Annotated in this window: 10 protein-coding genes; 4 read left to right on the top strand and 6 right to left on the bottom strand. The window is 60.6% G+C overall.

Annotated features, from left to right (window positions below; all coding sequences use genetic code 11):
• The first annotated feature begins 13 nt into the window (after positions 1-13).
• Together J0X15_RS17425 and J0X15_RS17420 are read left to right on the top strand one after the other, a co-directional pair.
• Complete coding sequence (locus J0X15_RS17425) at positions 14-550, top strand: OmpA family protein (protein WP_206943502.1); 537 nt, start codon at positions 14-16, stop codon at positions 548-550.
• An 81-nt stretch (positions 551-631) separates the two neighbouring features.
• Entirely contained in the window at positions 632-1,789 is a 1,158-nt protein-coding gene (locus tag J0X15_RS17420; RefSeq protein ID WP_209015426.1) for a LacI family DNA-binding transcriptional regulator, read from the top strand.
• Positions 1,790-1,807: 18 nt separating this feature from the next.
• On the opposite strand, the gene J0X15_RS17415 is transcribed toward J0X15_RS17420, so the two are convergent.
• On the bottom strand, positions 1,808-3,946 hold the full coding sequence (locus J0X15_RS17415; protein ID WP_206943499.1) for a diguanylate cyclase: 2,139 nt from the start codon (positions 3,944-3,946) through the stop codon (positions 1,808-1,810).
• Positions 3,947-4,161: 215 nt separating this feature from the next.
• Between J0X15_RS17415 and J0X15_RS17410 the strand changes: the two genes are divergently transcribed.
• Complete coding sequence (locus tag J0X15_RS17410) at positions 4,162-5,118, top strand: 2-hydroxyacid dehydrogenase (RefSeq protein WP_206943490.1); 957 nt, start codon at positions 4,162-4,164, stop codon at positions 5,116-5,118.
• A 400-nt stretch (positions 5,119-5,518) separates the two neighbouring features.
• Here J0X15_RS17410 and J0X15_RS17405 read toward each other — a convergent pair whose 3' ends face one another.
• Complete coding sequence (locus tag J0X15_RS17405; protein ID WP_209015425.1) at positions 5,519-7,459, bottom strand: HoxN/HupN/NixA family nickel/cobalt transporter; 1,941 nt, start codon at positions 7,457-7,459, stop codon at positions 5,519-5,521.
• Positions 7,460-7,692: 233 nt separating this feature from the next.
• Between J0X15_RS17405 and J0X15_RS17400 the strand changes: the two genes are divergently transcribed.
• Positions 7,693-8,757: a Glu/Leu/Phe/Val dehydrogenase dimerization domain-containing protein gene (locus J0X15_RS17400; RefSeq protein ID WP_206943488.1), complete on the top strand. Its 1,065-nt coding sequence runs from the start codon at positions 7,693-7,695 to the stop codon at positions 8,755-8,757.
• Positions 8,758-9,019: 262 nt separating this feature from the next.
• Here the strand turns inward: J0X15_RS17400 and J0X15_RS17395 are convergent, their stop codons facing one another.
• The 4 genes from J0X15_RS17395 to J0X15_RS17380 form a co-directional block, all read right to left on the bottom strand.
• Positions 9,020-9,934, bottom strand: a complete 915-nt coding sequence (locus J0X15_RS17395; RefSeq protein ID WP_206943486.1) for a LysR family transcriptional regulator — start codon at positions 9,932-9,934, stop codon at positions 9,020-9,022.
• A 65-nt stretch (positions 9,935-9,999) separates the two neighbouring features.
• Positions 10,000-11,595 carry a gamma-glutamyltransferase family protein gene (locus J0X15_RS17390; protein ID WP_206943484.1) on the bottom strand — a complete coding sequence of 532 codons (1,596 nt, stop codon included), beginning with the start codon at positions 11,593-11,595 and terminating at the stop codon, positions 10,000-10,002.
• Positions 11,596-11,612: 17 nt separating this feature from the next.
• Entirely contained in the window at positions 11,613-12,119 is a 507-nt protein-coding gene (locus J0X15_RS17385; protein WP_206943482.1) for a DUF2937 family protein, read from the bottom strand.
• A gap of 26 nt (positions 12,120-12,145) precedes the next feature.
• Positions 12,146-13,120, bottom strand: coding sequence for a WD40 repeat domain-containing protein (locus tag J0X15_RS17380; protein WP_206943480.1), 975 nt, complete (start codon positions 13,118-13,120; stop codon positions 12,146-12,148).
• Between the last annotated feature and the right edge of the window lie 9 nt (positions 13,121-13,129).

The raw sequence follows: 13,129 nt of genomic DNA, 5'->3' as shown, positions 1-13,129 counted from the left end.
GGGACAGTACACTATGAATTTTCTGGATCGCAGGGGGGCGAGGCTTTTGAGCCTTGGCCTATTTTTCGGGTTGTCTTGGGCACTGGCCGCCTGTGGTAACGTTTCGTCGCTGACGACGCCCGATGTGACCAACGCAACGGCTCCCGGCTTTGTCGACATGAAGCCGGGGTCGGAAGAGGACTTCATGCTGAATGTCGGGCGGCGGATCTATTTCTCCGAAGGCAGCTCCGAGATTTCCGACGAAGCCCAGATGAGCATCGACCGTCAGGCGGTCTGGCTGAAGAGAAATCCGAAGTGGCTGGTCAAGATCCAGGGCCATGCGGATGAGCCGGGTGGCGATGCGGCCAACAAGACACTTTCCACGAAGCGGGCCGATGCTGTGATGGCCGCACTGGTGGTCAAAGGGGTTGCGGCCAAACGCATGTGGACCAAGGGTTACGGCATTGAACGGCCTGTAACCGATTGCTCCGACATCACCTGCACCTCGCAAAACCGGCGTGTTGTCGTCAATCTTCGTGAGGAATTCGACGAATCAGCTCCACGACGCTAGAACCTGCCAATCGCAGGCTGTATGGATTGAGACTGGCGAGCCCGGGCACGCCGGTGCAGTGCGTGTGAGAGACTGAGTGTGATGGAAGACAGCGACGGGCCGGATAAAGACAAGTCCAGTTTACAGGACAGTGAGGCTTCTACAGCTGATCCACGCGACCAGGACGGGCCTGATATGGCCTCGTTTTCCGGCCTGCGGCCTGGAAAACGTCTGACCCTCAGCCATATTGCCGATCAGCTGGGCATCTCGACCGCGACCGTTTCCCTGGCCCTGCGCAACAGTCCGCTGGTGGCCGAGGACACCCGTGCCACGGTCAAGCGCACGGCGGAAGAGATCGGTTACATCTACAATCGGTCCGCAGCGTCGTTGAGGACAGCCCGCAGCCAGATTGTCGGCGTTGCCGTGCACGATATCCTCAATCCGTATTTTGCCGAGGCCTTTGCTGCACTGGAAACGGTTCTGGAAGAGCAGGGGCAGATGATTTTCATCTGCAACCACCGGGACAACGTGAAACGCCAGAGGGCCTTCATCAACACACTGCTGCAGCACCGGGCCGATGGCGTGATCCTGTGTCCTTCCGTCGACACCACGGCGGAGGAAATCAACCGGTTGGTCGGGCAGGGCATCCCGGTCACCCTGATGTGCCGCCAGGTGCCGAAAGTCTGGGCGCCGTGCATTTTGGGGGATGATGTGGCGGGCGCCTATGCGGTGACGAAGCATCTGATCGAGCGCGGACATTCCAAGATCGCCATGGTTGGCGGGCGACGCGACAGCTCGACCGGGAGGGACCGTCACGCTGGTTGGTGCAAGGCTCTGCAGGAGGCGGGCATCGACCCGACGGCGCAGCTGGACTTGCCCGAAGCGATGACCCAGGCAGATGGCCGTGAGGCGGTGCAGACCATTCTCGAAGCGCCTGATCGCCCCTCGGCGGTGATGTGTTTCAATGATCTGGTGGCGCTGGGCATGATGCCGATGTTCCGCCGGCACAAGCTGGAACCGGGGCCGGATATTGCCGTCACCGGCTATGACGATATTGATGGGGCCGCAGCCCGCACTCCGGCCCTGACCACGGTGCAGAACCATCCGGACAAGATCGGCCGCTTGGCGGCGCTGACACTGTTGCGGCAGATCGCCGGCGAAAGAGTGCCGCACACGCCGATCCGGATCGAGCCGGAATTGCGGATCCGCGAAAGCTCGCCGGCGCCGGGTGAGCGGTTGGCTCCAGCCCTTTACGACTGATCCCAGGACAATGGTGCCTTATCGGGCGCTCACCTGCGCATTCTGCTTGCCCGAGGGTACAGAAGGGGGGGCGAGAACCATCTGGTCGCGGCCCTTTTCCTTGGCCTCATAAAGCGCAACGTCGGCACGGTGGAGCAGGCTGCTGAACTCGACATCGTCGGCGGAAGCGACTGCAACACCGATGCTGCAGGTGACCTTGAGGTCGTGACTGGGCAGAAGCGGCGCATTGCGGAGCCGCTCCAGAATGCGGTCGCAGACGATTTTCGCGCCCTCTGCATCGGTGTTGATCAGCAGGATGGCGAATTCCTCTCCACCGACACGGCCAAAGATATCCACGACGCGCAGTTCTTCCTGAACCAGTTTGGAGAATTCTCTCAGCACTTCATCGCCGACGCCGTGGCCGTAATTGTCATTGACCAGCTTGAAGTGGTCGATGTCGAGGAGCAGTGTCGTGAAGATCCGGCGGTCACGCCGATAACGGGCGACTTCCTTGTTGGCCTGTTCCAGGAAAACCCGTCGGTTGAGCAGACCTGTCAGGTCGTCGATGCTGGCCAGGCGCTCCAGACGGATCTTGGCGTCGATCAGGGCTGTGTTAGCCTGTTCGCGGGCGATCTCATGCCCCACCCAGTCGGCAAACTGGCAGATCAACTGGTAGTCGGTCATGGTGAAAGGCCGAAGCCGAGGCTCCGGGCTGGTGAAGTTGATCGTGCCGTAACGCTCGCCGTTGACCATGAACGGCACGCCAATGTAGGTCTCCAGCGGAAAATTCTTGTAGCAGGGATGCAAGGAAAATTCCGACTTGGCCGTGTGCATGATGCCCAGTGGTTTGTCATCGCCGATGACATTCGAGCAATAGGTATCACCGAGTTCGAAATGCGCCCCGACGGGTATTTCACCTGCCGGGCTTTCCGCCCAGACGACCGTATAGCCATCTTCGATGATGTTGCTGACGATGCCGTAGGGCAGGTCGAAATGCTCACACCCGATGCGCAGGATCTGTTGGATCTTCTGATCCGAACTGAGTTCCTGCGTCGCCGTGACCTGATACAGGGAGGCGAGGCTCCGCTCGGTTTTCTTGGCTTCCGTAATGTCGGTTGAAACGATGATCAGCCCGGCCATGAACCCGGCAGAGGAAAGCTTCGGAATGAATTCCATCTGCAGGTCGCGTACCAGACCATCGGGAAACGCATCCATGGTTTCAATTTGCAGCCGCCGGCCGCCCAGGGCTTGGCGAAAGTGCACCGATATCTTGCTGATGTGTTCCGGTGACAGAAAATCCCGGTACTTCTTGCCGATGATCTGATCTGGCTTGAGATTGTACCAGGCGGCACCGTAATCATTGATGAAGCTACACATGCCGTCCATATCAACTTCGACAATGGCGTGGCTCAGGCTGTCAGTCAGCAGGGACATGTTCGCATAGGCATCCTGCAGCTCCGCCTGGGTGTGCTTCAGGTTGGTGATGTCCGTGCGGATTCCGGCGATATAGCCGCGCGGCGTTCGCTTTTCGGAAACCTGCAGCCAGCGTCCGCCTGCAAGTTGCTGCTCATGCACCTCGCCGTCGGCCCGGTGGTGTCGCTCCAGCCGCTCTTGCAACCAGTCGTCGGCGCTTTGTGCGTTGAGCTGGTATTGGTCCCGCTTGAGGCCATGCTGCAGAATATCGTGAAAGGATACGCCTTTTTCCATGGCGTCCTCGGAAAGCGAGTACAGACGCCGGTAATTGGCGTTGCAGAGGACCAGCCGATCCTGCTTGTCGTAGAGGGCAAAGCCCTCTGAAATCGTTTCGATCGCCTCGCGCAGAAGTTCGCTGGTGTCGGCAACCCTGTCCTCAAGCTCAAGCCGCCCGCTGCAATCACGGCCGATCAGCAAAGTGCCGAGCGTCGTGCCATTCGGATCAGCAAGCGGGATCATGGAAATATCTGCAGCAGCGATGAAGCGGTCCTTGCGGCGGAACCCGCTGGGCATCTTGGCACCATCTTCATGGGCGAGGATCTCTTCGCCCGGATGTCCGACGATCTCGGAATCGGCCCAGCCGAGCAGCTCGAGAAGAGATGTATTGGCATAACGGATGATGCCCTCAGGTGTCAGAACAGCGACGGCTTCCGGGCAGTCCTTAAATGTTCTCTCGATATCAACAGTAGAGTTGTTGTCGGTCATCACGAACTCGCTTTGAAGTCACCTATCTTTGGTAACAATGAATAGATAAAATTAAAAAACTTGAAATAATTGAAGGAATTTATACTAGTATTATTTTCATTGTTATTTGTTGCAAGAGCGCGATGCCAGGTGTGTCTCTGTCTTCTGTGTGGGGCAGACAGTCTGCGGGAAAGTGCTTATGCTGGCGTCTTTCAACCAGCCTCGTGGAATGCCAAATGTCGTTACCTGTTGTTCTGATGTCCCGTCCGATGCGCCCTCTCGTCGCCCGCCAGCTGACCGAAAAGGTCTCTCTGGTCGAAAGTCATCTCCAGGATGACCCGGATGCGGCCATTGCTGAGGTCGCTGCTGATGTGCGTGGGCTCGCCTGTATCGGTCAGAAAGTCGATGCCGCCTTGCTCGACCGCTTTCCGAAGCTGGAAATCATTGCCAACTTCGGCGTCGGCTATGACAACATCGACGCATCGGCCTGCGCCGCGCGGGGCGTGATGGTGACCAACACGCCGGATGTCCTGACCGAGGAAGTCGCCGACACGGCGCTCGGCCTGCTGATCATGACCGTGCGCGAGTTCGGCGCTGCGGAACGGCATCTGCGCGCCGGAAAGTGGGAAGGTGAGGGGGCTTTTCCGCTGACTGCCGGCACCTTGCGCGGGCGCACCCTGGGCATTGTCGGTCTGGGCCGGATCGGCAAGGCGATTGCCGAACGCGCCGAAGCTTTCGGTCTGAAGATTGCCTATCATGGTCGCTCAAAGCAGGCCGGGGTGGCTTATCCCTATTTTCCGAGTGTGCTGGAGCTGGCGGCTGCTTGTGACACCTTGATGCTGGTTGTGCCCGGTGGCGCAGAAACCCGGCATATGGTCGACAAGCCGGTGCTGGAAGCTCTGGGCCGTGACGGGGTGCTGATCAATGTCGGTCGTGGCACGCTGGTCGATGAGGCCGCGCTGATCGAGGCTTTGGAAAACGGCACGATCCTCTCTGCCGGTCTGGATGTCTTCGAGCAGGAGCCGCATGTGCCGGCCAAACTGCGCGCGCTGGAAAATGTTGTCGCGCTCCCCCACGTTGGCTCCGCCTCTGTTCATACCCGCGACGCCATGGGGCAGCTGGTGGTCGACAACCTGGTCAGCTGGTTTGAAACCGGCAAACCCGTCACCCCTGTCGCCGAGTGCAAAGGCTGATCTTTTTGTTTTCTTGAGGGTGTGAGGGTGCCATTCGGCGCTTTCGCATTCCCCAAACCGCGACGCCCTCGGCTCGCCGGTCCCGGCTCTGCGCTTGCGCTTGGCCGGGATGACGATGGTGGGAGTGGAGTTGTGTGGTTGCTGACACGCCTCCTGCAGCTTTTCGGCGCGCCGACACCCTCAGTTTTGTCATCCCGCACGCAGCAAAGCGCAGATGCGGGACCGGTGAGCCGGGGCATCAGTCCTCTACCCCCGCGCTGTCCCGGACCCCGACCCGGGACCTCATCCGAAGGCGCTATCTCTAGCGAGAAGGTCCCGGCTCGAGGCCGGGACAGCGCGGGGAAAGACCTCACTCCGCGAAACAGCAAATACATACGCAGTGCAGGGGTGCGAGGAAAGGCTACATGCCCCAGCCGAGGGTGGCGGTGAGGAGGGTGGCGCCGATGAGGAAGATTGTCAGAGCCCCGAAGATTTCCATCCCCCACAGAACACGACCCGCAGCGCTCGACCCGGATCCGAAGATTTTCAGTGCGCCCTCGCGGGCAAAGACGGCCAGACTGGCGAGTGCCGAAACGGTCAGACCGGTGCCCACCGCCATGGCAAAGCTTGATCCGATGCCCGCCAGCACCATGTTCTGACCGAAGGCGAACACCAGCACGATCAAGGCGCCGGAACACGGCCTCAGGCCGACCGCGAGAACAATCGACACCATCCGGCTGAGCGACATCTTTCCCTGGACCATGGCCGGGGTCGGCGCATGGGCATGGCCACAGCTGGAACACACCTCGGCTTCGCCGTGATGGTCATGGTCATGATGCGAATGCGCATGATCATCGCCATGACTGTGAGCGTGATGTTGGGAATGCTCGTGCGAGTGCCCATGATGGTGGTGACCGCCCGATTTTCCAAACAGCCGTGAAAGTCCCTTGGTCCACAGGAGATACGCGCCCAATGCTGTCACCAGCGTGTAGGAACCGATCTCAAGCCAGGTCGCCGTGTCCTGGATCGCCAGGCTGGTCAGGTTGAACACCGCAGCAAGGCCACCGACCAGAATGATCGCCGTCACCGCCTGGGCAAAGGCAGAAAGGAAGGACAGTAGAATGCCCTTCTTCAGGGTTTCATTATTGGCAATGACATAGGTCGAGATGATTGCCTTGCCGTGGCCAGGCCCCGCTGCATGAAAGATCCCGTACAGAAACGAAATGCTGACCAGGATCCACGCCGCGTGAGGGCCATTTCGGAAGCCGCGCAGGGCTGAAATGAGCTTCTGATAGAATTGCGCCTGCACGGCTGCAATGCCGCCAAAAATCTTGTCGGCAAGATTGGGGGAAGCTGCAGTAGCCACGGGAGCCACCGCATCGCCTGGTTTGAGCTGCGGGTTCGCCGAGCCTTCGGCCATAGCCCGCACCGCGTCCTTGGCCGCAGCAACTTCTGCGGCATTGGCTTCGATGTCGTTCGTATCGGCAGCGTCCGGCGTCGTAACGGGACCGGCCTCGGAGCCTTCCACCTGCAGCAGACCGTTGGAGGCCGTTACCGGACCTGCAACCGCATCCGGGCAGGTGACGATCATCTGGTTGACCTGGGAGGCCGCAGCGGATTGCAGCTCTGGCGGCAGGTTGCGCTGATCCGGGCCGACCTGCGCCAGCGCCATCTGGGTCGCCATATCGAGGGATGGCGGATCATGGCGCTCGACCGTGCAGGAGCCGGGGCCGTTTTCCACGCCCAGGGCGCCCGGCTCATGGGAAAAGCGGAAATCGACGTAATAGGTCGGGTCGTAGACGTCCAGCGTCAGCGCCTTGGTCAGATCACTCGGCGAGGCGAGCGCCAATTCGAAGTGAAGCTCCAACAGCTTGACGCTTTCCACCAGCGGCGAGCCGTATTTCTCGGCGTCCTCGCGCATGGCCTTCAGGTCTTCCGGCGAAAGCGCCCAATAGTCTGCCATCGGAACATCGACCAGTTCCAGCCAGTAGGCGCCGTCCCTGGGTTTGAAATCCAGCTCTACCCGGCCGTTGTCGCCAAAGGTGAAATAGCCGAAATCGCCCATGCTCTCGATGTTGACCTGCGCCAGTTCCGCCAGCTCTTCGCGGCTGTAGGCCCCATCGCCGTCCTTGTCGAACCCTTGAATGGCAAAGGCCGTGTAGGCATCGTCGAAGCGGAAGACATGTCGCACGCCGGTGGCCAGGCCCTGATCGTTCATCAACAGCGTGCTGCGCGCTTCGACAAAGACGTGCGGGTGTGCTTGCGCGCTCTCGGCAAACCCGAGCAGAAGCATGAGGCAGGAGAGGAGCAGACTGCCGAGGCGGTGTGCTTGAGGCAAAGCGGATAGTCGGGGAAAATGCATTGCCGGGAACACCCTTGGCGACCGTTATAAGAGAACATCAGTCCAACGTGGAGAAGACGGCAAGATCAAGACAGGCCGGGACTGAATTCTGGAATTAGCAGATTTTCCCGCAAAAACCGATCCTCGGGGAACATTGCTGCGGTGGTGCGCGATCTCCAGGCTGCAATAGGATCCATTTTTCTTGTGGCTCGGGCACTCTGGGGGGCATGTTTTCTCCATCCGGAGCCTTCCAGATGAATGCCCTTTCTTCTCACGCCGTGCCGACCGGTGTGTTCGATCACCCGGAATTTCGCAATCACGAAAGCGTCTGCTTCGTCTCTGATCCGGCCACCGGCCTGAAGGCGATCATCGCCATTCACGACACGACGCTCGGCCCTTCCCTCGGTGGCTGTCGCGTCTGGCCCTATGCCTCAGGGGCCGAAGCCCTGACGGACGCATTGCGCTTGTCGCGTGGCATGACCTACAAGAACGCGCTGGCTGGTCTGGATCTGGGGGGCGGCAAGGCGGTCATTCTGGCGGATCCGCGCAAGGACAAGACCAGCGACATGATGCGCGCCTTCGGCAGCTATGTGGAGCGCCTGTCCGGCAGCTACATCACCGCAGAGGATGTCGGTGTTTCCCCCTCTGACATGGAAGCGGTGGCCGAGAGAACCGCCCATGTGCGCGGCACCAGAGACACCGGCCTTGGCGATCCCTCGCCCTATACGGCGCTCGGGGTCTTTGTCGGCATTCAGGCGGCAGCGCGGCACGCCTTGGGCTCTGCGGATCTTGACGGTCTGAGTGTCAGTGTTCAGGGACTGGGTCATGTCGGGTTTGATCTGTGCGGTCGCCTTCAGGCTGCCGGCGCGAAACTGATTGTCTCCGATATTCACGCTCCATCAGTTGAAAAGGCCATCGAAGTCTTTGGCGCGACAGCGGTTCCTGCTGCGCAGGCACATCAGGTGCAGGCGGATATCTTCGCGCCTTGCGCGCTTGGCGGTGGGCTGAACAGCGAGACCATTCCGGCACTGAAAGCCGGGATCGTCGCTGGTGCGGCCAACAACCAGCTGATGACCGCCGAGGATGGGCTGGCCCTTAAGGCGCGCGGCATTCTCTACGCGCCCGACTACGCCATCAATGCTGGTGGGGTGATTTCCATCGCTCTCAGCCGTCCGGGCGAAAGCGATGCTCTGGTGGTGGAGCAAACGCAGGCGATTGGGGCGACGCTGACCCGCATTTTCGAGCGCGCGGCCGCAGAAAATCTGACACCGGAAGTGGTGGCAGATCGCATGGCTGAAGAGAGACTGGCGAAACCCTAGGGTGTGGACCCATAAATTTTACTGGAATGGTTTGAGAGAATTAAGCCGGATACGAGGCGCAAGGCCGCGGGTAGCCTTAAGGCTTTCAAGGGCTTGCAACGCAGTTGCCGGTTCAATTCTCCAAATCCGTTCCGGACGCTCAAATGGCCTTGATCTGCCGCGTCAAACGGCTCAACGGGGCAGAAAGCCCGCTTATCGCCCTTTTCCTTGCAGCTCGGTGCCATTTGAAGCGCCATTCCAGTCAAATTTATGAGTCTACACCCTAGAGCGGGCAGTTTTCCCCGGACCGCTTTTTATCGGCGAACCATGTGGCGAGATAATCCACGAAGGCGCGCACCTTGCCGGTCAGGTGCCGCCGATGCGGATAGACCGCATAGATGCCGCTGTTGTCCGGCTCAAATTCATCCAGAACCGGGATCAACCGACCTGCCTGAATATCGCCGAAGACAAACACTTGCGGCGTGCGCAGGAAACCCAGATGGCAGAACGCTGCATCCCGTCCGGCAGAAGCGCTGTTGACTTCCACCGGGCCACGAACCGTCACGCTGACCCGTGCGTTGTCCTCAACGAAGTTCCAGTTCTGCTTGAAGCGATAGTTCGTATCGATGATGCACGGCCGTCCCGACAGATCCGCCGGCACGCGGGGAATGCCGTATTTCTCGATCACTTCAGGTGTGGCGCAGACAACTGTTTGAAACGGCGCGATCTTGCGGGCAATCAGACTGGAATCTTCCATGTCGGTCACGCGGATCGCCACGTCGAAGCCTTCCTCGACCAGATCGACGAAACGGTCCTCCAGGCGCAGATCCAGAACCACGTCCGGATAAGCCACCAGAAATTCCATCATCGCCCGGTTGAGCAGACCATCGCCCATCGAGCGGGGTGCCGAGACCTTCAATCGGCCCTTCACCGCCTGATGCGATGACTGGATGCTGTCCTGCAGATCGTCGATCCGCTGCAGGATCTCGCTGGCCTCGCGGTAATAGGCCTCGCCGACTTCGGTCAGCGACACTTGCCGCGTGGTCCGGTTGAGCAGACGCACGCCAAGCTCATCTTCCAGCTCGCCGATGTATTTCGACACCAGCGCCTTGGAGCGTCCCATATCCCGCGCAGCCGCGGAAAAGCCCTGGCTGTCCACCACCTGGATGAAACATCGCATCCGCGTCAACGCGTCCATGGGCTCTCCAAATCAATTCTATTTCAGCGTCAGCAAACCGCGAAAGCCGGCAAGAGGCAAGCGTGCTATCGCGCGACCGCCGCTCCACCGTCGGCACGCGGATCATGCGCGCCTTCCAGCCCACCCCGGGCGTTGCGGGAAATCATGCCCGCATGGCCCATCATGTCGGAATAGTCATCGGAAATCTGGATCGCCTCATGACCGGACCGTTCCAGAGCTCTGACCAGATCCGGATCGAACCGGCCTTCCAGCCGTAGCGCGGTGGTGTCTTCGCCCCAGGTGCGGCCCAGCAGCCAGCGCGGCGCATCGATAGCCTCTCCGACCGGCATCTTGTTGAGCACATGGCGAATGAAGATCGCTGCCTGCGTCTGAGGCTGGCCCTCGCCGCCCATGGTGCCATAGGTGATGGTGCGGCCGTCCTTCAGACGCGCCATCGCCGGATTCAGCGTGTGGAACGGTTGGCGGCCCGGCTCCAGAACGTTCAGCGCATCCGGATGCAGGGAGAAACTGGCGCCCCGATTCTGCCAGATGATGCCGGTTTTCGGCAGCACACAGCCGGAGCCGAATTCCCAGTAGGTCGACTGGATGAAGGAGACCGCGACACCCTTGGCATCGACAGCGCCCATCCAGATCGTGTCACCGGGCTTTTGTACCTGTGGCCAGGCGGCAGCCCGCTTCATGCTGATTTCACCGGCTTCCTTGTCGAGCCACTCGGACGTCAGGAAATCACGCGGGCTTTCCGGCAGACGATTCGGGTCCGTGACAATGCGATCGCGCACAAGGAACGCCCGTTTGGTTGCTTCCACCGCGCCGTGGACCAGATCGAAGCCTTCTCCCGGCTTCAAACCCAGACGATCGTAAAGTCCCAGAATGATCAGAGAGGCCAGGCCCTGGGTCGGTGGGGGGGCATTGTAGATGGTGCCGCAGGAAAGCTCGGCCTTCAAAGGCTCCTTGAAGACCGCTTCGAACCTCTCAAGGTCTTTCTTGGTCACCGGAGAGCCGATGCGCTCCAGGTCCTCGGCGATCGCCGCACCGACGTCGCCGCGATAAAACTCGTCGAAGCCTTCTGCGCCGAGATGTTCCAGCGTGTCGGCCAGCCGCTCCTGACGCAAGGTGTCGCCTTCGTTCGGCGCTTTGCCGTCTTTCAGGTAGACATCGGCGAACCCGGGCTGGTCCTTCAGCTCTTCGAACTTGGACGCCGTCAGTCCGGCCTGGCTGCGGGTGACCGTGATGCCTTCCTTGGCATAGCGCACGGCGTTTTCCAGCAGGACCCGATTGGGGATCTTGCCCGCGCCAATCGACTGTGCCGCTTCCTTGGCCTTGGCCCACCCGCCAATGGTGCCGGCCACTGTCAACGCTGCCAGCGGTCCGCGTGTTGGCACCGTTTCATGACCGGCCCGGTGGTAGGTCTCAACCGTCGCATTGGAGCCGGCTGACCCACAGGCCATCAGCACCTTCGGCGCCTTGCCCGGCTCCGACATCAGCCAGAAGCCATCGCCGCCGATGGAGTTCATATGCGGATAGACCACCGCAATGGTTGAAGCTGCTGCGATCATTGCCTCAAGAGCCGAGCCGCCCTCACTGAGAATATCGGCCCCTGCCTGCGCTGCCGCCTTGTGCGGTGCCACAACCATGCCACCAGATGAGGTAATCGTATCCATGCCCGCTCCAGATCCCGTCAAATCGTTCTTGTTCTGCGTCGTCGTTGTCTTGCAGCGCGAACGGTGCCAACGCCCATCCACGCCAAAATCAATCCCAGTAATCCGCCCCCTGCGGCACTGGCAATGCCTTCACCTGTCACCGGCACCGCCGGCTCGAAATCCTCGAATGTGGCCCGGGCCAAAGGCGCATCCAGGTCTCCCATCACCACGACAACGCGGGCAAAAGGTCCGGCCTGCGCCAGGGCGTCTCGTTGATCGCTCAGCGACTGCAAGCGCCGCAGCGCCCGCTCCATCGAGTGCCCGCGCCGCGCAACAAGCGTATCTTGCGAGCCCTGCATCCTGACGATTGCCTGGGGAACACTCAGGTTCTCCGAAACAGCGTCCTGCTCGAACTCCGTCATCACCTCGCGCAACGCGTCAATCGCCCCACCCAGGCGTTGACGATATTGCTGGGCGAACTCGGGAAATTGCGATGTCGTGGTGCCAAGTATAACCGCGACGATCATTACAAACAGACGTGCCATGAAGAACCCTCCTCACCTGAAAAGCCTCAGATCAGGGAGATGGTTCCCGCTTCACCTTCCTCGGTGCCGAAGGCCAGTCGCAGACCCATCTTGTCCCAGCCCATGGCTGAGACGGCGCTCTTGCCCGGACGGCGCAGCAACACTTCGCCGTTGTCCTCGAACCGGCACATCATGATCATGCCGTCGAGATAGCCAACGGCGACCACATCTTCCTTTGGATGACAGGCGACGCAGGAGACCGTGCTGTCGCCGCGCGTGCCCAGCTGCAACGGGTTCTGCCCCATCGGTCCGGTCTTGCCGAAGAACGGCCAGCAGATCGCGGCCTGCGCGCCCGAGGTTGCCAGATAGCGTCCTTTTTGCGACCAGCTCCAGCTCTTCACCTTGGAGGGATAGCCGGACATGCGCATGTCCTGCGCATCGCTCAGGCGCCAGCCGTGCAGGGCGTTTTCCTGCATGGTGGTGACGAGATACTTGCCATCCGGCGAATAGCTGGCGCCCAGATGAGCGCCCTTCCACTCGTAGTCAGTCGGGGCAGCATCTGCATTGGCAAACCACACGCTCACGCCGTCATAACGCGCCACGGCCAACTTCAGGCCCTTGGGGGCAAAGGCCAGACCGCCGACAGCACGCTCATGGGTGAACTCGCGCTCCTTGCCATCCGGCATTCGCACCCAGGCGGTGCGGCCAGAGGCAAAGCCGATGGCCCCGGAGGGGCCGGCGGCGATCATGTCGATCCATTTGCGCGGCCGTTCCGCCAGCATCTCTGCCGATCCATCAGCGGAGATCTGCATGATCTTGCCATCGTCGCCGGAGGTGATCAGGCTGTTGCCATCCTCTGCCTCGACGGCAGCCAGAAGACCAGCCTTGTGAGCTTTGGTGCGGCTTTCCGCGCCTTCAACGAAACAGAGATCGCCATCGCCAAGGGCGAAATACGGCACGTCCTTGAGGAAGCCGGCGCGAACAACGAAGCTCTGCGCGTCGACGGGTGCTAATGTCGGCAAAACGGTCCC

It is taken from the genome of Roseibium limicola (assembly GCF_017313085.1).
Taxonomy (GTDB): Bacteria; Pseudomonadota; Alphaproteobacteria; order Rhizobiales; family Stappiaceae; genus Roseibium; species Roseibium limicola.
This window is presented reverse-complemented; position numbering and strand designations above follow the sequence as displayed.

What these genes read in the sequence shown, in the direction of transcription:
- J0X15_RS17395 (WP_206943486.1), bottom strand. Translation starts at nt 9,934, where the DNA reads ATGGACGCGTTGACGCGGATGCGATGTTTCATCCAGGTGGTGGACAGC.
- J0X15_RS17400 (WP_206943488.1), top strand. Translation starts at nt 7,693, where the DNA reads ATGAATGCCCTTTCTTCTCACGCCGTGCCGACCGGTGTGTTCGATCAC.
- J0X15_RS17420 (WP_209015426.1), top strand. Translation starts at nt 632, where the DNA reads ATGGAAGACAGCGACGGGCCGGATAAAGACAAGTCCAGTTTACAGGAC.
- J0X15_RS17425 (WP_206943502.1), top strand. Translation starts at nt 14, where the DNA reads ATGAATTTTCTGGATCGCAGGGGGGCGAGGCTTTTGAGCCTTGGCCTA.
- J0X15_RS17390 (WP_206943484.1), bottom strand. Translation starts at nt 11,595, where the DNA reads ATGGATACGATTACCTCATCTGGTGGCATGGTTGTGGCACCGCACAAG.
- J0X15_RS17405 (WP_209015425.1), bottom strand. Translation starts at nt 7,459, where the DNA reads ATGCATTTTCCCCGACTATCCGCTTTGCCTCAAGCACACCGCCTCGGC.
- J0X15_RS17415 (WP_206943499.1), bottom strand. Translation starts at nt 3,946, where the DNA reads ATGACCGACAACAACTCTACTGTTGATATCGAGAGAACATTTAAGGAC.
- J0X15_RS17385 (WP_206943482.1), bottom strand. Translation starts at nt 12,119, where the DNA reads ATGGCACGTCTGTTTGTAATGATCGTCGCGGTTATACTTGGCACCACG.
- J0X15_RS17410 (WP_206943490.1), top strand. Translation starts at nt 4,162, where the DNA reads ATGTCGTTACCTGTTGTTCTGATGTCCCGTCCGATGCGCCCTCTCGTC.